The 26,029-nt window shown below is 67.3% G+C and carries 9 protein-coding genes and 2 pseudogenes; 6 read left to right on the plus strand and 5 right to left on the minus strand.

Annotated elements, in window-relative coordinates; all coding sequences use genetic code 11:
- Positions 1-128: 128 nt before the first annotated feature.
- Positions 129-350, plus strand: a complete 222-nt coding sequence (locus ACWGI2_RS41300) for a hypothetical protein (protein ID WP_453701173.1) — start codon at positions 129-131, stop codon at positions 348-350.
- On the opposite strand, the gene ACWGI2_RS41305 is transcribed toward ACWGI2_RS41300, so the two are convergent.
- The 4 genes from ACWGI2_RS41305 to ACWGI2_RS41320 all read right to left on the minus strand — a co-directional run bounded on the left by ACWGI2_RS41305 (position 323) and on the right by ACWGI2_RS41320 (position 20,335).
- On the minus strand, positions 323-9,991 hold the full coding sequence (locus ACWGI2_RS41305) for a Tc toxin subunit A-related protein (RefSeq protein WP_453701174.1): 9,669 nt from the start codon (positions 9,989-9,991) through the stop codon (positions 323-325). The two genes, ACWGI2_RS41300 and ACWGI2_RS41305, sit on opposite strands and share 28 nt — an antisense overlap.
- A gap of 16 nt (positions 9,992-10,007) precedes the next feature.
- The gene (locus ACWGI2_RS41310) at positions 10,008-17,558 is read right to left on the minus strand and encodes a SpvB/TcaC N-terminal domain-containing protein (protein ID WP_453701176.1); all 7,551 of its coding nucleotides are present in this window, start codon (positions 17,556-17,558) and stop codon (positions 10,008-10,010) included.
- Between the two features lie 657 nt (positions 17,559-18,215).
- Positions 18,216-19,907, minus strand: coding sequence for an RIP homotypic interaction motif-containing protein (locus ACWGI2_RS41315; protein ID WP_453701177.1), 1,692 nt, complete (start codon positions 19,905-19,907; stop codon positions 18,216-18,218).
- A complete protein-coding gene (locus ACWGI2_RS41320; protein WP_453701179.1) occupies positions 19,904-20,335 on the minus strand; it encodes a hypothetical protein in 432 nt (143 codons plus the stop codon). Before ACWGI2_RS41320 ends, ACWGI2_RS41315 begins: the two co-directional genes overlap by 4 nt.
- Positions 20,336-20,643: 308 nt before the next feature.
- Between ACWGI2_RS41320 and ACWGI2_RS41325 the strand changes: the two are divergent.
- Positions 20,644-21,010: pseudogene (locus tag ACWGI2_RS41325) on the plus strand (hypothetical protein); the annotation flags it as partial.
- Here the strand turns inward: ACWGI2_RS41325 and ACWGI2_RS41330 are convergent.
- Positions 21,009-21,236 (minus strand): annotated as a pseudogene (locus ACWGI2_RS41330) (helicase associated domain-containing protein); the annotation flags it as partial. The pseudogenes ACWGI2_RS41325 and ACWGI2_RS41330 overlap by 2 nt on opposite strands.
- A 285-nt stretch (positions 21,237-21,521) precedes the next feature.
- On the opposite strand from ACWGI2_RS41330, the gene ACWGI2_RS41335 reads away from it, so the two are divergent.
- The 4 genes from ACWGI2_RS41335 to ACWGI2_RS41350 all read left to right on the plus strand — a co-directional run bounded on the left by ACWGI2_RS41335 (position 21,522) and on the right by ACWGI2_RS41350 (position 25,923).
- Positions 21,522-21,827: a hypothetical protein gene (locus ACWGI2_RS41335; RefSeq protein WP_453701181.1), complete on the plus strand. Its 306-nt coding sequence runs from the start codon at positions 21,522-21,524 to the stop codon at positions 21,825-21,827.
- An 88-nt stretch (positions 21,828-21,915) separates the two neighbouring features.
- Positions 21,916-22,530 carry a hypothetical protein gene (locus tag ACWGI2_RS41340; protein ID WP_453701182.1) on the plus strand — a complete coding sequence of 205 codons (615 nt, stop codon included), beginning with the start codon at positions 21,916-21,918 and terminating at the stop codon, positions 22,528-22,530.
- A 65-nt stretch (positions 22,531-22,595) separates the two neighbouring features.
- Positions 22,596-24,827 (plus strand): WD40/YVTN/BNR-like repeat-containing protein, encoded by a 2,232-nt coding sequence (locus tag ACWGI2_RS41345; RefSeq protein WP_453701183.1) that lies wholly within the window; start codon positions 22,596-22,598, stop codon positions 24,825-24,827.
- 415 nt (positions 24,828-25,242) lie between these two features.
- The gene (locus tag ACWGI2_RS41350) at positions 25,243-25,923 is read left to right on the plus strand and encodes a Scr1 family TA system antitoxin-like transcriptional regulator (protein WP_453701184.1); all 681 of its coding nucleotides are present in this window, start codon (positions 25,243-25,245) and stop codon (positions 25,921-25,923) included.
- Positions 25,924-26,029 lie beyond the last annotated feature (106 nt).

Genomic DNA, 26,029 nt, shown 5'->3' on the forward strand with positions numbered 1-26,029 from the left:
TGCATCCGCAGCGGGGAGCGCGCGGTGACGCTGGCCGACGAGGATACTCTCGACCTCGCGGCCCGGCGCACCATGCTCGCTGGCCATCTGCGGGATCGCCATGAAAGGAACGAGGCGAAAGGACGTGGATGACTGACATCGAGGAGTCCATCCGCCTCTACATATTGGTGGCGGGGCTGCGACCGAGCGATCCGACCTCGGCGGCCACAACGACCGCTTCCTACGTCCTGTCGGACCTCGGAGCCGCCCTGGGCACCCGATACGACCTGTCGGGCGATCCGGCGGATCTGTGGTCAACCCGAGTGAGGATGCTCGCCGAGCCTCAGACCGTTGCGATCTTGAAGGTGTAATGGCAGAGCAGCCAGATGTCGTCGATGCGCGGAAGCGTGGCCGGCGAGACTTTCGAGAGCGTGATCTTCTTGCCCTCGTCGGGATTCCACCCCGGATCGGGGATGGAGATACTGGTTTGGAGAACGTCAGTGCGGCGCAGCCAGCCGCTGAGGTTGGTCAGGGACTTGCCGTCGAACGTCGCCTTGCGTAGTTCTTGGACGTGAGTGTCCGCCAGTCGATCCTGGGCCTTGATGAACACGCCGACCTCGTCGATCTTGATCGTTCCGCCGCGGAAGAGGAAGGGGAACCGGTCCGCGATCTCGAGAGTGAGCTCGCGGTCGCCGGTGGCCGCCGTGAGCCGGTGCCAGTCGGCGAACTCGTGGCGCAGGCTGAGGACCCGGGTGAATCCACCCTTCCCATCGGCCGACTTCATCAGTGCGCCGAGGTCCGCGCGTTGCGCCGCACGGACCGCGTCGGCCAGGCGGCGGCCACCGTCCCGCGCCGTGTAGCGCAGGTGGACGGCGACGTCGGAGATTGTTCCGTAGTCGAACTGGCGGAACTGTGCGGGGAGTTCGAGACTCCAGCGGGAGATCGCACCGTACCCCTCGAAGGGCAGGTACCGTTCGTCGGCGGCGCTCGGCCCGTCGAACAGCCCGGCGTCCTCATTGCCGCGGCTGGTCACGACGGACTGGGCGGCGGCGAGATCGTCGACGAAGCGGGTGTCGCCGGGGCCGGTCCGGGGATAGCCCCCGCTCGGATCGGGGCTGACCCGCACGGAACTGCGCAGCAGCGTCAGGGTGCAGTTCACGCTCGTGTAGCGCCCGGCCACGCCCAGGACGCTGAGGGTCACCGATTTGATCCGGCGTGCGTAGTGGCCTGCGCAGTCGAGATCCAGATACCCCTCGGGGATCTCCGCCTCACATGCCCCGGTCACCTTGAGCCGGATCAGGGCCGCCGCGTCGAGCTGGGCGAGTGACACATGGCGGGTCATCTCGTACTCGCGCCGGTGCTGGTCGAGGTAGGACACCTCCATCCGCTGGAGGTCCTGGGCAAGCCGCTCCCCGGCGAGGAGTCCGTGCTTGAGGCCGTCCCAGTGGCCCGGCCGGATGAAGTCGCTGTCCTGGATGCCGAGTTCGAAGCGATACGCGCGCTCGGCACGGCGGGCCAGATCGAAGGCGAGTTCGTACGCCGCGTGATGGACAGCCGAGATCTGCTCGACCTGCCACCCGTACAGGTCCTCATTGGTGTACTTGTCCCGCAGGAAGATGTCCGCCTCGTGGGCGTTGGCCGCCTGGGTGTCATGGTTGATCAACTCCATCCGGGCGATGGCGAGACGCAGCCCGGCGGCGGCGAGCTGGGTGCCGATCTGCTCGCCTTCCAGGCGTGCCAGATCCGCCTGGTGCAGCCATTCGTCCGCGCGCCGCCGGTATCCTCCGAGGAGGGAGTGGAGGCTGGCGCGATAGGAATGCTCGTTCGCCGCGTAGTTGAGTTCGCTGGCGTGCAGCCGAGCCGCGGTCGACAGGAGTGTGCCCCCGATCTGCGCCTGGACGACCGGGCTTGCCGCGAAGCCCTGTAGCCCCAGTGTGAAGTCGGGGATGAGGGCGAACAGTTGGGCCGCGACCTCGTGATCCATGGCACGGAGCTGCTTCTCGTTCGAGGTCTTCAGCTCGGTCAGCTGACGGCGCTCGAAGCTGTTCATCGGGAGCGTGAAGTCCTCGCTCGTTCCCTCGTCCTGGTCCTTGTGGGAGATCGCCTCCTCCAGTTTGGTGAGAATGCCGTCCATCTCGGACCTGAACAGCGCGGTGATCTGATCCGTGATTTTCGACGCGGGTGTACGCGGCCGGAGTCCGTCGACCACTTCGCGCAGCGCGCTGAGGATCTGGCTGCGTGTCTGCCCGGTGGGCGGCGGGATCGTGATGGTCTCCAGAGCCTTCAACTGGTCGACGTAGAACAGGCATCGGGCGTGGGCCATCGCCATGGACTTCACCAGCGCGTCCGCCTGCTTCTGCGCCTCCTGGATCTGCAGGCCCCGTACGGCCCGGGTCGCGTCCAGCAGCGTTAGCTCGTGACCGGAGCGCAGCAGGGACAGCCGTTCCGCGTCCTGGTTCTGCAGCGCGGCGAGGAGCTGGGAGCCCAGCGACCGCACATCGGAGCACAGTTCGGCGGCCTTGCGGGCCAGCGCGCCGAAGCGGTAGCAGGGTGTGCTGCCCGCCCCGTCGGAGAGCGCCTGGTCGAGGTCGGCTCCGCCGGTGAGCGCGCGCACCAGGGCTCCGGGGTCGATGGCCGCACCGAAGAGGTCGAGTTCGCGCACGGTCCCCGCGAGGTTCATACAGTGGCGGATCTTGAAGAGCCGGTCGGCGACGACGTCCCACTGCCGCAGCAGCGCGTCGTTGTGCGGGACGCAGAAGTACAGCGTGAGCGGTAGCGGGGTGGGCGGGGCCTGCGCCCCGGCCGGCCGGTCGACGCCGACGCCAGGAGTGGCGGTGGCCGGCGGGAGCAGGCTCTCCACGGCGACGAGCGCGTTGGAGAGCTCGTCCAGGGAGGGCTCCAGCTCTCGGTAGGTCAGCGGTTTCGGCTTCGCCTGCGCGGGGATCTGCTCAGGGCGTGGCCCGAGCAATTGGCTTGCGAGAACGTAGAGTTGAGCGGCCTGGTTGACGGACTCGGTGGTGTCCTGCCGGAACAGTTGGTCGCCCCACTCCACCAGGTTGGTGAGGTACTTCATCAGGACGGCCCGCTGGTAGGCGCTGGGACGGAGCCGGGCCACGGCATGCGGGTCGAACGGATGGTCGCGCCACCGCCGTACCTGTGCGGCGATCTCCTGACGTTCCTTCGCGGGCGTGTTCTTGTCGGCGAGCAGCCGCGCCAGTTCCTGGATGGGAGGGGCGATGGCAGCGGTGTGGAACGGAAGCAGTCGCCAGTAGCGGGCCGGGCTCGGCTCGGGCGAACTGCGGGTGGGATCGAAGATCTTGTGGAACCACTCCTGTGCCTGCGCGAAGCGCCGGTTCTTTCCGAGGCGCGTCGCGATCAGCAGCGGCGCATGGAAGAACAGCTCCCAGTTGTACGAGGAGTAGGCGCCGTCGGGGGAGAAGTCGACGGTCTCCTTCGGCCAGTCGAAGGGGTAGACGTTGTCCCAGCGGGGCGCGTACTCGCTGACGAACGCCGCTCCCGCGTCCACCGGGCCTGCCGGGCCGAATGGCCCGGTGATGATGCCGGAGTCGCTCAGGCGCTGGGTCTCCAGGGAGAGCAGGCCGGGAACGCCGCCCTTGGTGAGTGCGGTGGCGAACTGGGCGACGTAGGGATGGAAATGGGACTCGAAGTACATGGCTTTCTGCAGTCGGAAGAGGGGCGCGACAATGCCCCGACTCGACTGCGGGAACGGGACGTTGAAGCGGATCGCATACGTCACCGGGCTCGCCAGGTAGGTCCTGCGCCGGTCGGAGTAGAAGAAGGAGTGCCGGCTGAGGAAGCTCACGGTCAGCTTGGGGTACCTGGTCACCATCTCCGGGGTGACGGGGAAGGTCAGCCGGTAGGGGTTGGGGGCGCCGTTGGGCTGGCGGGTGAGCAGTTCGTCGGCCTGGATCGCCGGGCCGGTGGGTTCCACGGGGAGTACCGTCACCGGCCGCTGTCCGGTTCCGTCCCACTCCTGGACGGCGTTGAAGCTCAGCTCCGTGAACGGGGTGAGTATGCGGAACGGACGGGGGAAGTCGTTTTGGACGCGGTCCGCCCCGAGGGCGAGTCGGCCCTTGCCGCGGGGTGCCCGCACCATCTTCCAGTCGTACGTGAAGACGACGCTGTCGAAGGCCGTGGAGTCCGGGGCCGGGTCCCCGGGCGAGCCGACCGCGATCGTCAGTGCGTCCTTCTCCAGCAGGGGAGCGAGGAAGAAGTCCTTGGGCTTGGCGAACTGGACCCCTGCCGACTTCAACGGCGGGTCCAGGAACTGGGCCGTGGACCACTTTCCGTCCCGGTACTCGCTCCAGACGAGCTGTACCGACCAGTACTCCTTCGGGCGGGTACCGGAGTCGGCCTGCTTCAGCGACTTCGGCTCATCAGCCTTCTTCTGGAACTTGAGCCAGAACAACAGGAGACGCTCGTCCCAGACGACCGGGAGCAGATGGTCGCCCTCGATGTCGAGGTCGAGCGGCTGCCACGGATCCCACACGGCGTCCACGCGCTGCCGGTAGAAGTAGGCGTACGGGGTGTTGAAGGTACGTCCGAACACATGACGGATCTCGCGGCCGCCGGTCTTTTGCACGCAGGTCGCCACGGTCTCGAGCCGTGCGACCTGGTCGAGTTGCTCGAGGTAGCCGCGGAATGCCTGTTCGGCCTTGTCGGTGTCGATCTCGCCCTGCTGGAGTTCGCTCTCCAGGCGTACGAAGGCCGGTGACTTGTCACGGCGCAGCTCGGGCTCGATCCAGTTCTCGGGGTAGAAGAGAACCTTCCGGTTGGCCTCCCAGACCCGGTAGTTCTTCATCCAGGTCCACTGGTTCGCCGGGATGGCCGAGGGCGGTACGTCGGGCTCCAGATTCATGTGGCAGCGCTGCACGAACAGTTGCACCGAGTTCATGGCCTGCCTGATCCGGGTGGTCAGGGCGCAGGGAGACATCTGCACATCGATCAGGAACCGGCCGTACAGGTCGTCCGCGTCGCGCAGCTGATCCCGATGGACGAGGTGGTCGACGAGTGCGAGGCGCTGACGCTCACGCAGCTCGTCCCGCAGCGGACGGGCGCGCTCCAGCCACGCCGTGGCACCGAGTTTGGCCCGTGCGGCCTGCCTGGCCGCGTGCGCGTCGGCAGCCTGGACGGGGTGCGCCGCCCAGCGCCGGCACTGCTCGGCGGAGGAGCCGAGCCGCTGGAACAGCTCGACGCAGTCGGCCAGCCGGGTCGTTCGGGCGTCGTCGCGGATGTCGGAGGCCGCAGCAACGCCCAGCTTGCCGGCCACCTGAGTGAGGTCGGACGCGTCCCAGCCGGTGAGCTTGGCGAGCCGCGCGAGTACGGCGGCCAGGGTGACGTTCTGCGCGCGGGAGAGGGCGAAGACCTCACGCAGGGTGGTGCCGCGGCCGGGCAAGCGGTCCCGCAGCGCCATGAGGCCGGTGAGCTTCAGCCAGTCCGCGTAGCCCACCGGGACCCTGCTCTCGTGGACCGGCAGTCCCGCGAGGAAGGCCCAGTCGCCTTCGCGGAGCAGACCGACGTCCTCGCCGGTGCACCGCAACCTGGCCAGGATCAGGGCGGCCTTGTGTACCCGTACGAACGCGCTGTACTGGTCCGGGCAGGCGTTCTCGGAGACGGCGCCGGTCGTGGCCACGAACACCGGGTCAAGGAACGCGGACAGCACGTTCTGCGTCGGGTGCCCCGGCCAGGTCACCCTGGTCGCCAGCTCCTTGGCGACCGGGGGCGGCACGGTGAGGGACCGCGCCAGCGCCCCGACCACCCACTCGGCGCTGAGGCGCCGGCGCAGCGCGGGCAGCAACAGGTCCAGGACCATGCCGAACCGGTCGGCGGCGCTGCGCGCGTCTTCGAACAGCCGCAGCGGAGCGGCGGGTTCCTCGGGTGTCGCAGCGCCCAGGAACGAGTTTCCAGGGTCCTGCTCCACATAGTTGTTGGAGGCGGTAAACAGGGCGCGGACGGCCGTGGTGAAGGCGGGAGCGGTGGACAGCGCGAGCAGCCGCTCCCGCAGGGAGTCCGTCATCCAGCCGGTGAAGTACAGGCTGCGGCTCTCAGCGTCGTAGCCGAAGCCTGGGGCCAGGGTCGCGGGAATGCCCAGGCCGACGTACAGCTCGTCGACCGCCTTCTGCCATTCGGCCGCTGCGGAAAGGTCGAGCAACGCGCCATGGTCGCCCGCGGACATCAGACCGGCGCAGCGCAGCTTCTTGCTCTGGAAGGTGACCCTGGCCACCAGTCGGTCCGGGAGATCGTCGGGCAGGACAACTCCCGCCGGCAGCTGTTGCAGGTCCGCTTGGAACACCAGCTCCGAACGGAACACGGGCAGCGTCAGGGACTGCATCCGCCGGGTCACGAAGTCGAGCGGACCGGCGGCACGGGCTTGCGACGTCGAGTGCAGCAACTGGACGGCCGTGGCGTATGTCGCGTACTCCGGGGTCGACTTGTCGGCGGGAAGGTCGAGCAGTTGGTCTTGCTCGGACTTCCTGAGTGAACCAAGGGTCACGAGAGCCCCCGCGCCGAAGGACACCTTGTCCTTGAGCGCTGTAGGCAGTCGGTCGGGAAAGACGACACCGCTGGGCAGCCCCGCGAGGGGCACCTCGGTACGCGCGTCCGCGCCGAGTGCTCCCGCGCCCAGGGCCCCGCTGATCAACTCGGGGTCCCAGCCCAGTTGGGACAGGAACCCGCCCAGCGCGTCACCCTGTGGGTCCGGGGCGGCAGCGGTACGGGCGGCGATGCTCCGCAACCCGTCCCGGATCTCCCCGAGGACCACCGACAGCTGCGCGGCGCTGCGCTCGACCTCAGGGGCAGGCCGATGCCGCAGCACGTAGTCCAGCTCGGACAGGGTGAATCCGGACGCCCGTATGTACCCGATCTCCGCCACGAAGCGCACCGTCGCCGCTGCCCGTGCGGTCATCGGGACCGGGGGGCCGGGGAAGGGGTCGAGGCCGGTCATGGCCTTGGCTCGCAGCCAGTCACGGATGCTCAGTCCCAGCGCGCGGGCGAGTGAGGTGGCCCCGCGCAGCGCCGAGAGATTGGTCAGCCCCAGCTCGTCGGGCAGTCCCGCGGCGAGCAGCCGGGCGAGATCGCCGGTGCCGATGCCGAGCGCGAGGACGATGGCGGCGCGGTGTGCGGTGATGGTCGCGCCGGGGTTCGCGACCGTGCCGTCGGGTGCCCGGTAGGGCTTGGCCAGTTCGCTCCTGTCGGCGTTCAGTGCCAGCGCCTGCGGAACAGGGCTCACCACGGTCCGGTTCAGGAACAGCACGTCGTAGGGAGAGGGCGCGGTGGCATCGGATGCGCCGCTGTGGTCGACGTAGCCGCGCGTGTCGATGTTCGACCACCAGGCCACCACGTCCGCGGCGGGCAGTTTCAGCGCCGCCGCCAGGTGCTGCGTGTGCGCGAGCCACTGCAGGAACTCCGGGGTTAGCTCGGCTGTTCCGTAGGCGGTCGTGGCGCGGTCGAGCTCGTGTACGTGCCATCCGACGGTGTGCGCCAGCCGTACGAAGCGCACCATGCGGGTCAGGTGCTGCGTCGTGAGCCACTTGGCGCTGCGCTGGGTGAGATCGCAGGCGGCGCCTTCGACGGTCGGCCGGTGCCCGGCCGGATTGACGAAGCGGGTGTCGAGCAGGTCGCGCAACTCAGCGAAGTCCAGGCCGGACTGCTGAAGCAGGAGCGAGATGCGCCCGGTGAGCACGGTGACCCAGGGGCCGGAGATCGTACTGCCGTCGCGTGCGTCCCGCAGGTCGCTCACCGTCTCGTCGAGGCCCCACAGTTTCCACGGTGCGGCCGGATCGGCTTCGGTGATCAGTTGGGCCGCTTCCGGCGCGAGTCCCAACTGCTCCTTGTACGCGGGCTCGTCGAGGGTCCGCATCAACTCATGGCGGGGTACGCCGAGTTCGCCCAGGTACGTGCGCACCTCGGCCAGCCGTAGGTCGAAGGGCAGCGTCCAGGGATAGACGGTCTCGGCGTCGCGCAGCTTGTCGTATGCGGGCTCGTGCAGATGTTCGGGATTGGCGAGCAGCTCCTGCTCGGTCCACGTTGTCTGCGGATACGGACCGGTGGGCCGGGGGTAGACGGCGTTCTCGAGGACCTCCAACACCAAGTCGGCCTGCTCGAGCTTGGTGTTGGTGTTCTCGCAACTGAGCTCGGTCTCGGCCAGATCGGGGCGCCGGCCGGGCGCCGTGAGGGCCTCCAGGGCGTTCTTCGGGCCGGTACCCGCCGGCAGTGGGCGGTCGGCCAGGAACTTCAGGGCGTCCACCAGGTAGGCGGCCGGACTGTGGGCGGAGCGGCAGTGCTCGCAGGCGCAGAAGTCCAGGTTACCCAGGAGCGTGCGCAGATCCGGGACGTCGAGTCCGGGTTTCGGCAAGGCCGCGGACAGGGCCTCGGAGGACGTCGCGGGCACCACCGTGGTGCCCAGCGTGCCGGCCGCGGTGCCGTACCCCGTGACCAGTGAGGACGCCAGGGCGGTGACGTCTTCGGCCTGCGCGTACAGGAGTTCGGCGAGGTCCCGATCGCCCCCGAGCGCGTCGGTCATCGCCGCGGTGAAGTCGGCACCCCCCACCCGGGTGATCTTGTACGCCGAGTCGTAGCCGGCGGCCAGCAGCGCGGCCGTGATGCCGTAACGCGGCGGCTGCCCCGGCTTGAGCTGACGGGGCACAACCCGTGTCACCCGGTCGAGCCGCAGCAGAGTCTGACGCAGCGGCAGCCGGGACGCCGTGGGAATGCCTCGCAGATCGGCGCCGCCTCCCTCGGCGAGGAAGCCCGTGACGTGGTGCTCGTCGAACTCGAAGACGGTGTTCTGGGCGAAGAACCGCTCGAGATGCGGCTTGACCCGCTGGCCCACCGGTACGGCGCCCTGCCCGATCCGGGCCGCGATCACCGCGGTGGGGCAGCGCTCCTCCAGGCTCCGGTGCAACTGGTCGGCGTAGAACGCGATGCGGCGAGGCTCGTCGGCGCGGGGCAGTACCTCCGGCGGTACGCCCGTTTCGCGTACGAGCGTCTGCCAGTCGTCCGGGGCGAGGTGCGCGAGGTCCCGGACGCCCGCACGCAGCGGCTCGCTCAGCAGCCGGTCGACCATGGGCAGGAATCCGCCGCTGAGGGCACCGACATCGAGGACGGTGCGGACTTCGGCGAGCCTGGCCGGGGTGAGGTCCAATTGCCTTCCGACGGTGTTCCAGAAAGCCTCGCCCTCCTGGGGGCGCTTGGCCGCCAGCTTGGCGAAGGTGCGTTGCGCCGTGTCCGGGAGTGACGCCCTGCGGAGCAGGTCGCCCAGCGAGGCGGGCTGGTCGTCCTGTGCCTCGGCGAGCAGGAGGTCCTCCGCGCGATCCGGCAACCGGGTGTCCGCGAGGTCGTCGGCGTCGTCCTCGTAATGGGACGGGATGACGTTCGCGCGCGCCGCCGACCTGATGGCGTCTGCCACCCGGTCACGGTTCTCGGCCGCGACGGCCAGTGGGTCGGCGGGCAACCCGGCGTGCTGCAGCGCGTGGAAGACCTCCGCGGGCAGGCCGGTCCGGCGCGCCCAGTCGGCGCTCTCCCGGACCCTGCGGATGTGCTCGGTGTCCAGCTTGAGGCTGGCCGCGAGGTAGTTGATCTCGTCGTCGGTGAGCCCGTGCGCGGGGCGGCGGCCGAGGGCCGGGGCGAGAGTGTCGGCCAGCCGGTGGAAGGCCGAGGGCATCCACGAGGCGGCCTCGATCTGGAGATCGACGGTTTCGTCCGGTCCGGCGCCGTACAGGACTTGGGACTCGCCGAGGACTTGGTCGCTGTCCGGGGGGAGGACGAGGAGTTTGAGGTCTGCGGCTTGTTTGCCGCGGCGGCCTAGACGGTCCGGGGAATAGCGCAGTGTGTACTTCCCAGAGGCGTCCGTAGCCGCCTCGCCGAGCAGGACGTTGCCGGTGAGATTCACGTCGAGCACCCGGATCCGGGCATGGGGGACCGGCGCTCCCGCGAGCAGTGATATCCGGCCCTGGACGCACCACTGATCGCCGGACATCGGTTCCTGGCTCATCTCGACTCCTACGCGTTCAGCGGCGATTCGGTACGGCGTCCTGCCAGCCGTCGGGGCCCATGACGCGCATGGTCCACTGCCCGGATTTAGAATAGAAATAGAATTCGTGGTCTGCGCTTTCGAATGAACTGACGCCTATGAGGACGCCAAAGGGATTCCTGTCGAGTTCCCCCAGGTCGTACAGCTGTCCCGGTAGCCCCTCGTGCTGGGAAAGCGTGGAATCTTCCACGCCGTACAGATGGCCTGTCTGAATGTTGAGGAGCAGGGGAAGGCCGTGGATCTGCACCATGTTGGGATTGCGTGCTTGAGAACCGATGATGGTGATGTGGGCGCTGTGTGTCCCCAGTAGACGATCGCCTTCGACAGCGGCACCTGCTCCCTGCATCAGTAGCGCTGCCGTGTCGGGCACCAGGTAGTCGGTTAGTGCTTCCCCCAGGAGCCCCGTTAACTCCGAGCCCGGCTTGGCGGCTTGGGCCGATTCGGACGAGAGGAAGGCCCAGGCAGACGCGAGTGCGGTGAGCACCGACTTGGTCTTGCTCTGAGACGTGAGAAATGCTGCGAGATCCCGGACGTTGACCTTTATCCCCTTCTTGCTCGCTGTCTCCGTCCAGACCTTCCTGATGACGTTCTCCTGCTTCTTGGAGAACTTACCGGTGAGCCACACGTGCAGCGTTTCGATCAGGCCGGAGCTTTGCTCATGCTTCACGACCTGGTCGGTCTTTCGATCGGCCCGTTGTTGGACCTTTGCCTCGTCCGTCTCGCCACCGCTGAGGTAGCGAGAGACGTTCATGGTCGTGGTCTCGTCGGAAGTGGCGGGTCCCTTGCCCGAGGCGGGAATGGACAGACTGTCCAGGCGCGCATCCGGGCCGGTAACGACCTCTCGCCCCACCTCCACGTCACCGCGTTTCGTGATGACGGCTCCGGTGGCCTCCACGGCGAGATTCTGCTGACGCCGATTGCGGGAGCTGTTCACGTTGAACTTCTTGGGTGCCCTCCCGTCGATGTCGACGAGCACTACGGGATTCCCGCCGCAGTAGTCGAAGGAATTGGCCCCGTATGCCGGCGGTGTCGGGTCCGCACTCGTCCAGCGGGCCAGCCACGGAACGTAGTAGCGGGCACCCTGGTAGCGGAGTCCGCTCTCCTCGTCGTGCTCCATCGCCATGCAGCGGAACCGCTTCGGAAGCTTCGTCTGAGCCCCCGCCGACCGGAAGACCGCGCCGCCGTACGGAACGTAGTCCTCGTACGTGATCACCGTCCCGTTGTCAGCCAGTTCGATTGACACCGAGCCCAGGTGGTTACCCAGCTGATACCGCGTCAGCTCCGCCGGAGAGCCGTCCGTGCCCTTCGTGCGGCGCCCCACCAGGGCGATGCGCCCCGTGTCGTCCGCGACGTGGAGGGTCCACCGTTCCAGGGTTGTTGCCGTGCCGTCGGCGTTGTACTCGCGGTAGAATTCGACACCGCCCAGATACACTCGCTCCTTCAGTGGGACAGGGGCAGCCGAGGAGCTGGCGCGCTGTTTGTCGGTGACCTTCCGGACCCGCTCGCCCGCCGCGTCGTACACGTAGTACGTCGTCTCCGGTACGCCACCGGTCGGACCCACATTGTGTGCCGTGGCTCGGAGTTGGTCCCGGTGGTTCCAGCGCATGACTGACAGGTGGGGCATCTCGAGCAGGTTGCCGTGGTCGTCGTAGCGGTAGGTCTCCGGAGCGGTGACGCCGTCCAGGGTGGAGGCCGACAGGCGGTTGCTCTTATCGGCGGCGTTGAGTTGGCTCGGTGCGGCGAAGCCGAAGTGACGGGTCCAGCCGGCGTGCGCGGAATCGGTGCCGCGGTGGGCCAGCAGGGTCAAATTGTCGGCGGCGTCGTAGGTGTACTCCTCGCGGTAGCGGGCGAGCGCCGTGCCGTCGTCTGGATGCGGCACGACCGGGAGGTCCGCGTCGGTCGGGGGGCGCGGCGCAGCGCCCGACTGGCCCGTGTGCTCCCGCCCTTCGGCGGCGATCAGGCGGTACACGGCGTCATAGGTGTACGAGGTATGCGGTTCGACACGGGCATTCTTGAAGAAGACGGTCTGCTGTGCGTCGTCCCGGATGTCGATGACGTTGCCCACAGGGTCGTACGTGTACGTGAGGTACTGCACCCCGCAGGGAGTCGTTGCCGGGTTGGGGCAGTCGTTGGGGAACGAAGCCGCGTCGCGGCGGGTCCTGAGCTCGGCGAGGCGGAAGGTCGCGCTGTCGTACCGGTACGTCGTCGATACGCCGTTGCCGTAAACAATCTTCTGGCGCTGCCCCTTGGCGTCGTAGTCGATGTTGCTCACGAACACCTTGGCCGGGGCCCCGCCCACCCGCACCGACACGGCCTCGAGCAGGCCGCCCTCGTTGTACGAGAGGAGGGTCGTGCTGCCGTCCGGCGTGGTCTGCGAGACCGGCCGGTTCAGCGCGTCGAAGATCGTGGAGGCCGCTGGGAGCGCCGGCTCCGTCGGCGGGTTGCCCGACCAGTCCGGCAGTTCGCGGTAGTCGGCGCAGAGCCTGCGGTGGCTGCGGAGCGGATTGCCCTTGAAATCGTAGCGCTCGTACGTGACGATCCCGGCGGCATCGAAGATTCGGTGCGGCTTGCCCCGCAGGTTCTCCGAGTCACCCAGGGACTCGCCGTACTCCGTCTTCTCGATCACCCGGTCCGGACCGGACGTTCCGGTGCGCAGCCGGACTTCGAGGGGGCGGCGAGTGGCGTCGTACCGCGTCTCGAGGCGGCGGTTCTGGCTGTCCCAGGTGAACAGCGGCTTGCCGAGTACGTCGCTGAGCGTCCAGCGCGTACCCGCCTCCATGCTCGCCGACTGGATGCGGTTGCCGAGCAGGCCGTAGCCATAGGTCATCACCAGCCGGTTCCGCGCGTCGCGCACCGCGCGGACATTGCCTTCGATGTCAGTGATCTCCCTTGTGACATAACGTTCTTCGACGGTGGAGCCGTTGCGGGTGAACCGGTTGGGGGCCTCGGTCCGGAACGTACGCCCCAACACGTCCAGGTCGGCGCGCGACGGCGTGCCGGCGTGGACGAGCGCTTTGACGGCGGCGCTCTGCTCCCGGCCACCGAGGGCCCCTTCTTTGCGCAGCGTGTACCACGTGGGCAGCACATCGCCCTGCGGCAGGCGCGCGATCAGCCCGCCGACGTCGGGGTCGGTGCGCGGATCCTCCTGCTCCACGGTGTCGTTGACGTCCCAGGTCATCTGGTGCCAGGGGTCGAACACGACCTTCTCGTACGCGTGGTGGGGGTGCACGGTGGCGACGGCCCGCTGAAGGGGGTCGTAGAGCAGGATCGAACTCACTCCGGCGACCTTCGCGAACTCGAAGGTGTGCACAGGGGTGAAGAAGGGCTCGTACTTGCGGACGGGACTTCCCTTGTTGTTGAAGATCGTCCACCCGGTCCCCACCCACTGGGGGCTTGAGCCCACGGACTCGGCACGTACCTTGCTCTGAATCTCCCTGCCGAACCCGTCCGAATAGCTGAACCGGTGCTGGACGCGCGTGACCGGATCGTCCGCGTCGTGGGTCTCCCGCGTCAGAAGCGCCACCACCGGCGGTGCGGGATCGGAGAGATGGCGCGTGCGGTGATAGGCGAACAGGTCATAGACAAGGCGCGTACTCGCCCGCTTCAAAATGGCCGCCGGGCTGTTCAGCGGCTTGTTCAGGTACGCCGTCACCGTGGCCCCGGGCAGGTCCACGACCGACCCGTCCAGGGAGTCGCCCTCACCGTCCTTGCCCTGTACGGCCGTTGCGACGATCATGCCCAGGCCGTCGAAGGCGACGACCGTGCGGTTGCGATTGGGGTCGGTGACCGCGCTCGGCAGCAGGACCCGGTAGTCGAGGGTGGCCGAGACACGGTTGCCGACCGCGTCGAGGGTCTCGCGCACCAGCAGGCGGTGCGGCGTGTCATAGGCGACGACCGTGTCGGCCGCGAACGGGTCGCGGAAGCGCAGCGGCAGGAAGAAGTGCTGCCGCGCCACGGTGAGTTCCTGCTGAGCGCTGTGACCGGGGTCGGTGGAGTAGAAGACCGTGCCCGAAGGCAGCCACCAGTCGTCGTCGGCGTCCTGGAGCGGGAACAGAGGCTTCAGGCTCGAGCCGGACCGGTAGCCGCCCGAGGTGAGCATGCCCGGCTGGACGAGGGACTCGGTGCCTCGAACGTACTGCTCGGCGAGCACTCCCGCAGTAAAGGCCAGGGTGTACGTCTCGCCGGGCAGCGCCATCCGTCCCATGCGGTGCAACGGCAGCAGCCCGGACAGGTCGTCGGCCCGGTAGAGCGTGCGGACCTGCTCGATCCTGCGCCGCCGCGGTCCGGGACCGATGTTCTTCGCCTCATGGTTCTCGTACGGGACCTCGGCTGCCTGTCCGGCCTTCGCCACCCGCTCCACGACCGTCTCCAGGGTGAGCGGCGTGGCACCGGCGGCCACGTTGAGCAGCTCGTACGTACGGCTTTCGCTCGGCAGCGGGACACGGTGGGCGTCATCCGTGTCGAAGGCGTCGGTGTACCTGCGCTCCGTACAGGTCACATGGGAGCGTTCCTGACGGGCCCGGTCTTCCTGGGGCAGGTCCGGGTCCTCGTGGCGCCTGCCGTACGCCGTCGTGACCGAGGTGAGGACGTTGCCATAGGCGTCGACGTCGAGGACGAGCGTGTGGCTGACTCGCGGATCGGCGACCTGTTTCCCGTCGACTTCGCGCAGCCGGCGCTCGTAGTGCAGTTCGATGGTCTCCCGCGGTCGGACGAAGACGACGGCGTGCCGGTTGCCGCCGGCGACCGGCTGAACCAGCTCGATGCCGAAGTTCTGCTCCGTGACGGTGTACGGCATCGCCTTGCCGTCCAGTGCCCGTAGCTCCGTGCGCAGCACCGACCCTTTGAGTGACCGACGCACCTCCCGCTCCTCCGGCGGACCGAGAGGGAACGGCAGGCGCCCTGTTGGAGCCAGGACCGTGTCCGGGAGCGGAGTGTCGGGCAGATCGGCGGGGGAGTGGCCGGGCTCCCGGTAGTACTCCTGCGCCAGCCGCAGCGAGACGGCGCCCCCCTCGACCGATGCCCCGGTGTGGAACCACGTGGTGGTGAGTACTGAGGGAACGTGTGAGGCCGCATCGATGTTGTCGGCGGCCGGGCCCCCGACGTCGAACTCCTCCGTGTCGTACTGCTCGACCCGCGCGAAACCGCGGAACTCGCGGTCCTCGTAATGACCGTGGTGATAGGCGTAGCGGCTGACGAAGCGGCACCGGCCGATCCGGTCGTACATCTGTGTCCGCTCCACGACATGGACCGGGAACGGGAGTCGGGTGATCCAGGGGTGGCCCGCAGCCTCGTCGAGGAGTGCGAACTTGGCCGACGAGGCGTAGGTGATGGTGGTCTCCGCGCCCAGGTTGTTGCGTATCCCGGTCAGCAGATGCGGTTTGACCCCTCCCGTGAGGTCGAGGTAGCGCACCGGTCGCGTCGCATCCGCCGCCAACGGTGAGGAGAGCACGAGACAAGCCGTGCCGTTGCCCAGGAGATCGGTCACCGTCACGTCGGCGGCGTCGGTCCCGGGCGGGAGTGCCGTCAACTCCCTCGCTTCGCTCCAGCCGTTACCGCACTGGTTGAGGTACAGCCGCACACCGTCGTCGGAGAAGTAGCACAGGTCGGATGCGCCGGTCCCGTCGACATCGAGGAGCAGGACTCTGCGTGGGTCGAAGCGGTCAGGCGGGTCAAGGACGGGCGCACCGTCCATCGTGACCTTCGGACCGAATCGGCCGTAGCCCAGGCTGGGCCAGTAGCAGATCTCCCCGTTGCGGATCCGGACCAGCGCGGGCAGCCCGTCCCCGCACATGTCCGCGGTGAACACGCTCTCCGTGCCGTCCGCGAAGCGGACTGTCGGTCCCGCTTCCTCGTCGTAGGACGGGGCGAGCGACTCGGCAGCCGCGAAGCCGTGCTCGTGCAGGGACGGATACCAGGTGAGGGCCGTGTCCTCAGTCAGCATGACGTCGGCGGTGCCGTCTCCCGTGAGGTCGACGAAGCGCAGTTCGGGGGCGCTCCAGTCGAGGGCGGGCAGAGTGTCGAATGCGGTGAACGGGGTCCAGCCGCGCTCGCCGGTGCGTTCGTGGAAGCCGGCCGACGGGTTCTCCAGGCGGACCAGGTCGATTCGGCCGTCGCCCGCGAGGTCCATGAACTGGTAGCCGTCGGCTCCGAAGGGAATGCCGCCACTCGTCGTCGGCCGGGTCGCCACCGGGACGGCGGGCCCGAGCGCGGCGCGTTGCGGATCGGGATCGAGAGGGCTGAGATTGGCCTTGTACAGCCATCCGTCCGGCTGCTTGAGCACGGCACCGGACAGACCCGTCCCCTCGATGTCCGTCCACTGGACGAGCCCGCCGTCGACTCCGTCCGGCAGAGCGCGTGCACTGACCGCGTCAAGGTCCCGCAGCTCGTCGCTGATCCTCGCCACGCTGTAGTCGAATTCGACCGGCGGTAAGGAGCGCGGCACCAGACCCGGACCGTACCCGGTGCTTGTGACCGACGTGAGGAACGAGGCCACGGCATCCTGCGCGTAGCTGAGATCCGTTGAGCGCACCAGACAGTTCTTGCCCACCCCGGGTTCGTTTTCGAAGTGGTGGAACATCAGGATCCGTCGGCACAGACGGTACGTACGGAGCTCGAATCCGGCGCGGTAGGTGGAGAACGGATCCGCACGGCGTGGCCAGATGTCCCGCTCATCAGGGGCGTCATGACCGTGCTCGCCGTAGTCGAAGACGACGTGGAACATCCAGTCGGTGCGCTGCGCGAGGTTCTCGTCCGCGGCGCGCGGGGTGCGGTTGCCGTAGAGGATGTGCTTGATGTGCCTGGCCGTCCCCCGGCTGCGGTTGCGTTCGTTCGGCCGGTTGCGGTCGGTATCGGCACTGTCCTCCGGCTTGTAGCGGTAGAGGATCGCGTTGCCGCGGTCGTCGAAGCTCTCGCAGATCAACCAGCTGAAGGTGCGCCGGGGGTCCGCAGGGTCGAAGATGCGGGATTCCGGCGTGCTGCCGTAGAGCGTGGTGACATCGTCCCGGGAGATCACTCGCCAGTGGGCGGTGCCCGACTCGAGGTCCGTCCAGCGCTCCGTCCTCGCGAAGCTCCCCTCGACACGAGGCCGGTAGCGTTCCACCCGCCAGCGCGGCTCCTCTTCGCGTGGACGGTACTCGACGGGACGGGTCCATGTTCCGTCCGGCTGCCGGGCGAGTTCGGGTACGAGTTCTTCGCCGTTGAACAGGAAGTCGTCGCTCTCGGGGTGAACATCGTCGTACCGGGGCAGTCCCCGGTCCGTCCGGCGGGTGATGGCCGACGGCGACAGGCTCCAGCCGAACCCGAACATTCCGTTGCCCGCGCCGGAGTCGTACGACAGGGACAGCAGTGGGCCGAAGCCGGACCGGCCGGGGCTGGTGGCGACCGGGACGCTGAAGGAGCCGGTGCCGGTGGCGGGCGTGGCGGTGAACTTTTCGTCAATGCCACGGATCGCGCCGCCGCCCTTGGGTATGGAGATTGCAGGTGTTGCGGAGGCATCACCCGGCGGAGCCGGAGGAGTGCTCTGGCGCATCCACATCACCGCCGACCGAGGACACCGAAGGGTCACCCAGGAGCAGCTCCGGAGCAGCCACCATCACAGAGCACCCCCCTTCTGCGCGACGCACTCATTCAACTCCCGCTGGAGTTGCGGCACTACGAGAAGAATGCGCCCGGTTGGCGTGGGGAGTACGCGGCGGAGCGGCCAAGGGCCTGGGGGATGAAGACAGATGCGTGGCCTTTGGGACCTCACAGAGGGCCGGCAGGATCATCAGTGTGCTGTGTGGTCCGACAGGTGGTGGCTGAAACCGGCGCCTGTGACGGACGTGTATCCCGTCGAGCACGGTGTGGGCAATGAACTTCGCGTCTCTGTCTCGGATCAGGATCCCTACTCGGCCGACGTGGTCGTCCAATGACATGAGGAGGTCACTGGTCTGCTGCACTGCCCAGCTGCCGGTCGGATGGGCGGTGACGCCCAAGAGATGCACTCGGCGGGTAGAGATTGCCATGGCCACCGTGCTGTACAGGCGCCGCAGCAGCACGGTGTCGATGTGGAAGAAATCCACCGTGAGGGTCCCGGGAGCCCGGTTGCGCAGGAACTGTGCCACCGCACCTTCAACGGCCAGACCGGACGTCGCCGCACATCCAATCGCCATGACCGCCCACCTGGCGAACCCATGCAGTCACAGCACTAGAGACCGAACCCGCGTCCCGACGAGGGGCTTTTGGGACCCGACGGAGGTTCCGGCCTGCGGTTCGGGCTTCGTGCGGGGGGCGGCAGCAGTCTGTCCAGGTCAGGCGCGCTCGTGAACCTCCGGCGCGGTTCGTCCGGTGCGATCGGGCGCGGCGCGTACGCAGAAGGCCCGAACGGTCTGGTCGGCCTGGTCGGCCTGGTCGGCCCGGGCGGTGCAGGCGGCGCAGATGGCGGGGAAGGAGGCTCCCTCCTCCCAGAGGCCTGTCGCCGGAGCAGGCTCCTGGATTCCTCGACCACGCACTTGGGCAGGTTACGTGGCTTCCTGAGCTCGACCATGACGGCTTTGAAGTCGGCGGTGTGGCACCTGTCGCCGATGCTGACCCCGTCACGGTCGCGTACGACACCGGCGCTCCGGGGGCTGACGTTGATCGACCGGTCCGGGATCGCCTCGAGTGACTCGGGTGAATTGAGCGCGGCACGCACCGCGGCGTTCAGCTTCTCGCCCGGTTCCTTCCACCCCTTCTGGGATGGCATGACCATGGCCTCGACCAGCGAACTCGCCACCTCTGGATGTGCCTTGAGGAGGGAAGAGGTGTTGACGGTCGCCCGACGGCAGACGTAGATGAAGTCGTTCCGCTGGTAGCAACTGCTCCCCGTCTGGACTCCTTGGCAGTTGCGCACGGTGATGAACCCCTGCATCGCCTTGAGATCACGGGTGACATCGGAGTGCGGGGATTGCCTGCCGACCGGCCCGAGATCGAGCAACCCTTCGTCGTTTCTCAAGGTCCATTCGCCCGCGCACAACGCCTCTTCCGCCTTGGTGCGGAGCTCACCGTTCTCCGGGTCCGTGATCAGACGGCTCAATGCCTCGCGCACGGCTGGGCGGCCCAGAACCTCCGCAAAGTCCACGGTAGGGTTCTGCAGTTCATACGTGTACGTGTTGAACTGCTCGTTTTCGTCGCCGATCTGGACCCCACGGCAGGCGAGGATGAGCAACGCGGGGTCCGGTGCGGCCGGATCCTCACTGGGGCCGCTCAGTTCGAGTTCGTCGTCTGGCGACGCCAGGGGAGCTGTCTCGATCGCCGGCCCGTCGTCATGATCAGGTCCGCTCAACTCGAGTTCGTCGTACGACAACGCCACGGGAGCCGTTTCGATCGCCGGCCCGTCGTCATGATCAGGTCCGCTCAACTCGAGTTCGTCATACGACAACGCCACGGGAGCTGTCTCGATCACCGGCCCGGCGTCACATCCGTCGTCACGATCGGACCCGCCGGGATCGCGGTCGTCGAGCAGCTCACCGGTCTCGGCCAGGTACTCCAGCCATCCCAGGACAGGTTCCTCGATCACAGGCCTGGCCGCGGTATCGCTGGTGGCCGGCATCGGCGAGGCGGCCGGAGCCGCCTCCTCGGGGACGGAACAGGGAGATGCGGCGACCGGACCTACGTGTCGAGCCGCCCGCTGCTTTCGGCTGCGCCGGTCGTGAAGTTCGTCAGCCCCGTGCACGAGCGCGACAAACAGCCCCAGGGCGGCCAGAGCGGCCACCGCCCAGGCCACGAACACGACCACGTCCATCAGCGCATCTGCCAGGGCAGCCACCGCCACCTGGGACACATGTCCCGCCCCCGCGAGAACCCAAGCACCCACCCGGATGACGACAAGCCCGACGAGAATCCACCCCAGGAGCCTCACCTTCGCCCCTCCTCAGGCGTCACCGGCGGTGCCGAGGTGTTGTAGTAGATGTGGCTCAGGCGCGTTCCGTCGCCGAGGGTGGGGCCTGGGCTGTTGTCGATTGTCACGTTCCAGACGCTGCCGCCCCGCGCACCCGGCTGTTGCCGCAGCACCTCGTCAGCGAGTGCCCGCAGTTCCTCGTCCTGCCCGGCCTGGACAGCCTCCAGCAGCTGACGCAGCTCGGGAGCCACCGGGTCCGGGGCGGAGGTGTCCCTGTCCTGCTGGGCCGCGATTGCGTCGTCCAGTTCGGCCGACCGCCTGCCCAGCCGCTCCCGGATCCGCTGGCGCAGGCGGGCGTACAGACTGCCTACGGCCTCAGACGTGCTGTCGTGCACTCCGGCGGCGGCCCCCGCTGCCAGGGCCGTCGCGATCAGCGCGAGGGCTTCCATGATCCCCCCAACAGAGAGCGTGCACAGGATGAAAATTGGGTCATACCTCGTGAACTGATCCCTAATCCCCCCAGCGGCCAATGCGGGAAGCGGGTGACAGGGTGGGAAGGATGGGGTTTCCCATTGATATGTTGCCGTTCGGCCCAGCATGAGCTTGCGGTTGGCCTGATCCCGCGAACCGCCCGTCCAGCGGCATCCTGTACGCCGGTGCCGCGAAGCGGGGCGGAGTACCCAGTGGCCCCGAACTCGAGACGCGAAGGATGGAACTGCTGGGCCGCGTACGGGAGTGGTAACCGGTGTTCCGGCTGCTGTACTCGCACCCGACGCCGGAGGTCACCAAGCGCCTCGACGGGCTGATCGAAGCGGAACTTCCACTCAACCGCGAGGCGTACGAGAGCCTCGTCAAAACCGTCCTCACATGGACCGCAGAGGACATGCTCACGACACAACTACGAGCAGATCGCCCTCCAACTGACCGGCCACGCCCACGCCATCGCCGCCGACGTCTGCCGACGCGCCGACCAACTACCGAAGCGCAGGGGCCACCGGGCGCTCGGCTACGTCGTCCTGCGAGAGGCGGGAGGCCGTCTGTCCGCAACGCAGGAGGGCACCGTGCGCTGCGTCCAAATCCGCGCCCGCCTTGTGCGAGCCCTGTCTGAACGCCTGGACCGGCTTCGTCGGGCTCCCAGACCATCCCGGCTTCCGGCGCGTCCAGCAGGGTCTTTCGCCGTTCCTCCAGCCCCCCGGCCCGCAGCGCCTTCCGCAGTTGGTGCACCCACCGCCCGAGGGGGAAGTCCTTCGTGACTCCGACCTCGGTCTCCACGTCGTAGGGCACGGCGTAGACGCCGGTGATCTCGTTCTCCGCCCGCCAGCGGATAAGGGCCTGATAGCCCTCCAGCCACCCCGACAACACCAAGATCAAACCGACGTGTTGATTCCCGGCAAGCCCTAAGTATCGGTTACCACGATTCGCACAGCGAAATCGAAGATGACGGAGGAGGTTGGGAGCGGACCTTGTACGTCATGCTCTCTTTCGTACATCTGCCGCACCGCGTGTGGAGCGTAGAAAATCCCGGGCAGTGCCAAGCGTTCCCGACCGCTTGATCCAGCGATACGGTCCGGCCTGAGGGAGTCTGATGGACTGTGCTGTCAGGTCGCGGATCACCGTCACCCGTGGGAGCAAGGCATGGCGAGCAAACTTATCGCTTCGCAAGGCAGGGTGAAGGAACTGCGTGTCGTCGAGTTGGGGAGTAGACATGGGCCTCCCGCCGACCAGATTGACGTCGAGGTAGTCGCTGAACTCGACACAGTTCCCGACCGGGGAATGGGTTTCCAGCTCCGGAACGACGCGAATCGTCCCGTTCGCCAGGGCATGCTGGATCTGTTGCGTGATGCGTTTCAACTCGGATGCCAAACTCGCATTGAGTACTCGATCGATCTCGAAGCGGGAAGGAAGAACGGGATCATTCTCCGGGTGATCTTGCTGAAATGACCGACTCGTACAACGGGTGACCGCGTCCGAGTTGGGTCCTTCTGGGCTTTCTACTTGCATCCGCCGGCCAGGGACAGGTTGAGGACCGATGTTTGTGCTCAAGGTCGAAGCGCGCACCGCCCGACCGGATGCCGTGCGCCAGCAGGTCCTGGCGTGGCCGGCCGACGTCGGGTCGAGCGCGTCGGGGTGGCTGGGTTGCACCGGCGGCGTGTCCGCCGACGGTGACTGGGTTTTCTTGATGCGCTTCGTGTCGCAGGAGGCGGCTTGGACCACCAGCGACCTTCCGGGATACGAGCAATGGTGGCGGGCTTGTCGCCGCCATCTTGAGACGCCACCCGTGTTCGCCGAGTCAACACGCGTGTCCGGCATCCTTCGCGGCGGTTCCGACGATGCCGCCGCAGTGATCATCACTCAAGGGTCCGGACCGTCAAACCGGTTGAGTGAAATCCTGCGACGGCTCGAGACTCTCGAGTTGACTGAACCCGTCGGGGTGATCGGCGGCTTTGTGGCCTGGCATGGATGCGAGCGATTCACCGAAGCGCTCTACCTCGCCTCGAAGGGGGCACAGTTCCGGCAACTTGGTACGACATCACAGGCCCTGGGCCGGTTCATCGACGATCACGTTGCGGCGGTCCGCGACGCGCGCGTCATCGACCTGGACGAACCTTGGTTGACCAGCCCTCACGCGCGGGAAACGCTGTGATCGGCCGCTGGCGTTCCCTAGGGCCAACGATCATCAGTGACGGGCTAGGGGCCACCGGACGCATCATGTGCCTCGCCGTGCATCCTACGAACCGCTCCACGATCTATGCGGGATCGCTCTCCTCCCAGCGCGACCAGCCTGGCGGATGCGGAGTCTGGAAGACAACAAACGGCGGCGCGAGCTGGAATCCGATTGCGGACGATCTTCCGAGCCTGCAGGTGGCCGACATCGCCATCGATTCGACCGCCCCTTCGCGGGTCTATGCGGCGATAGTTGACCGTGACCGGGCTGGCGCAGGGCTGTACCTGTCGGAGAACGGTGGCTCGGGTTGGACACAGGTCACCACCGACTCGCGTTTGAACGGCCGCACCCTGCTGATCGACCCGGCTAACGCGAGTGTGATGTACATGGCTGGTCGCGATGCTGTCTACCGCAGCTCTGATGGGGGCGTGTCCTGGAACCCAGTCCTGGACGAGGCAGGCGGTGTGATCACCGACCTCGTGATGGATCGGTCCAACCCGCAACGGCTGTACGCCGGAGTGCTGGGCTCTACCAGCGGCGTCGGCGGCCTGTATGCCACGCGCGACAGCGGCTCGACCTGGGACCGGCTCACCGGCTGTCCGGGGCAGCGGCTTCCCAACGCCAACATGGGAACCACGGTCCGGCTGGCGATGTCCGGGAGCCGAATGTATGCCGCGTTCAAAACCTCGGACGACGACTGGATCCTTTACCGCACGACCGGAGTCGGCTGCATAGTGGGGGGCCGAGCTGAGCAGGCTTGGGAACGCCGCTGGCAGGCCGGACCTGAGGTCGGGCGCACCATCTGGAGCTTCCTCTACGCTGACCCGGCCGATTCCGACTTCGTGTACGCCACCGGCACGAATTTCCGCGTCTCTACCGATGGCGGAATGACCTTCTCAGTCGCATCCGGACCGCACGTCGATCATCACGCTTTCGCCACCGATCCGACCAACCCAAAGATCATCTATACCGGCTGCGATGGAGGTATTTACAAGTCGAGCAACCACGGCTCGAGCGGCAGTTGGTCGTTCATCGGTCAAGGAATGGCCATCACCGAGATGTACGACCTGGCCCATGCGCCTACCGACTCGCGAATCCTCATCAGCGGCACTCAAGACAACGGGACGATCCGATACCTGGGCCCGGACACCACATGGAAGGAGATTCGCGGCGGCGATGGCGCGGGTGTTGAGATCGACCCGACCGATGAAGCCATCTTCTTCGGGGTTGGGCAATACGCGAGCAGCATCGCCCGCTCGAAGGACGGCGGTAGCTTTCAGGGAATCTCCCAGGGCTTACCCATTGGGACCGACTGTTTCGATATGCCCTTCCTCGTCCACCCGAAGATCCCCACCATCCTGCTCGCCTCATGTGGGCGTGCTCTGTGGCGCACCACGACGTCGGCGCCTCCGGGGGACTGGAAGAGAGTGTTCGAACCAGGTAGCGGAAGCGTTACCCGCTCGGCAGTGGATCCCGCGACTGACCTATACGTCGCCGGGACTAGTCGTGGAGAATTGTTCGCAGGGCCGTCCGGAACTGACTGGGCCCGGGTTTTCAGCTATGCCGAGTCCGTGCCGGGCGGCGGCTCCCCTGTCGTCACTGACCTTCAATTCGACGTCGACACACCGGGCGCGATGTTCGCGACCTTCAACGCCGACGGCGCGGGCCGCGTCTTCCGCCTGAATGTCGGCGAATCCACGGCGATTGCGCGAGACATCACCTCTAACCTCCCCAGCGGCGCGCGGGTGCGAACAGTCGCCCTGGACCGGATGAGAAGGCTCAGCTTGTTCGTCGGCCTCGTCCAAGGCGGCGTGTACCACGGCACGTCGAATGACAGTGGGACGACCTGGCATTGGCGGCCGTACATCGACGGGATGCCCGCCGCTGCTGATATACGCAGGCTCCTGGCGCACCCGATCACGGGCGTACTCCGGGCCGGGACCTATGGCAGGGGCGCGTTCGACGTCGACACAGACTGGCCGCTAGGAAGCGTGCTGGCCATGGAAGGCAGAGTGACCGAGCTTCGAGCACACGAGCGAGGTAGCATGTTCGGCCCGCCGACCGACCGAATCGACGCCGAGGTTGTCTTCCGGCTTGACGCTGATCCACGCAAGGCGTTCGGCTTCCAGCTTCGGCAGGACGCCAAGGAACCCGCCCACCGCAGCATGCTGGACGTACTGCGCGACGCGTTCCGAGGCGGTGGCGGCATTCGCGTCGACTACACCCGCACTGGCATCAGTAACAACGTTGCGATCCGTGTTATCAGAGTGTCTTGACCAGATATGAATGCGAGGTGATTTCACAGTCATACGCACGCCAAATGCGGGGCAGGGAAGCACGTTGAGGCCACGGTTGCTGGCGGTCCTGGCAGTATGGCTAATCATTCTTGGAGCGCTGCTGGGGGCTCTCCCAGAACAATGGATTGAGGAGAGGCTCGGCGTCGAACCGGACGGCGGGAACGGAGCAGCCGAACTGTTCCTGACGTTGGCCCCGATCGTCGTAGGCGTGACACTTCTTCTCGCGCTCGCCGCGCAGCGGGCGCGAGAAGTCAAGCCGAAAGACACAGCCATCCCTGACGATGGCGACTACTGACCTTCCCGAAGAGTTGTCGGGGGTGACACGGCGGGTGCTTCGCGCTACGCCGATGTCATGCGGTATGCGCAAGGGGGTGGACTCAGGCCCCATGAACAAGTGGCCCGGGAACGGGTCACGGTACTGGCAGCCGAGGGCTTCGAGCGGGGCGAGAAGAACACGGATATCGCCAAGGAGTTGCGGGTGAGCCTGCGTTCCGTCGAACGCTGGAGGCGGGCATGGAGAGAGAAGGGCATCGCTGGCCTTCACTGTTCAGGGCCGGCCAAGCGCCCGAAGGTGAGCGAGGAGCAGTTCGCCGTACTGGAACAGGAGTTGCTGCGCGGGGCGGTGTCCCACGGCTGGCCGAACGAGCGGTGGACCTTGTCCCGGGTGAGCGTGCTGATCTCTGCGGTCGCCGCCCGCATCGCCCGCTCCCGGTTCCTCTACGAGGGCGGGCACCGCTACGTCGTCCTCATGGAGGAATCCGTCCTGCGCTACCGCACCGCCGCCCCCGAGGCGATGCGCGGGCAGCTGCGCCACCTCCTGGCCGTGATGCCGCTCGCCTCGGTGTCGCTGGGGATCATCCCGTTCACCGCGCAGCGCACCGTGTGGCCGCTGGAGGCGTTCTACCTCCACGACGACACCACGGCCGTGGTGGAGACGCTGACGGCGGAGATCAAGGTGAAGCAGCCGCGCGAACTCGCCGACTACGCCAAGGCGTTCGCCGGCCTCGCGGCCATGGCCGTCTACGGCGACGCCGCCCGCGACCTCATCCGGGCCGCGATCGACGCCCTGGAGTGAACTTCCGCTATTGCGAATCTGCGTTGGGGTGTCACTGGTCTGTGTGTGGGGGCTGGTGGGTGGGGTGTGGGTCTGGCTTGGGCTGATGTGGGTGTTGGTGTCGTCG

It is taken from the genome of Streptomyces sp. NPDC054866, from assembly GCF_053610745.1.

What these genes read in the sequence shown, in the direction of transcription:
- ACWGI2_RS41300 (WP_453701173.1), top strand. Translation starts at nt 129, where the DNA reads ATGACTGACATCGAGGAGTCCATCCGCCTCTACATATTGGTGGCGGGG.
- ACWGI2_RS41305 (WP_453701174.1), bottom strand. Translation starts at nt 9,991, where the DNA reads ATGAGCCAGGAACCGATGTCCGGCGATCAGTGGTGCGTCCAGGGCCGG.
- ACWGI2_RS41310 (WP_453701176.1), bottom strand. Translation starts at nt 17,558, where the DNA reads ATGCGCCAGAGCACTCCTCCGGCTCCGCCGGGTGATGCCTCCGCAACA.
- ACWGI2_RS41320 (WP_453701179.1), bottom strand. Translation starts at nt 20,335, where the DNA reads ATGGAAGCCCTCGCGCTGATCGCGACGGCCCTGGCAGCGGGGGCCGCC.
- ACWGI2_RS41335 (WP_453701181.1), top strand. Translation starts at nt 21,522, where the DNA reads ATGGCGAGCAAACTTATCGCTTCGCAAGGCAGGGTGAAGGAACTGCGT.
- ACWGI2_RS41340 (WP_453701182.1), top strand. Translation starts at nt 21,916, where the DNA reads ATGTTTGTGCTCAAGGTCGAAGCGCGCACCGCCCGACCGGATGCCGTG.
- ACWGI2_RS41345 (WP_453701183.1), top strand. Translation starts at nt 22,596, where the DNA reads ATGTGCCTCGCCGTGCATCCTACGAACCGCTCCACGATCTATGCGGGA.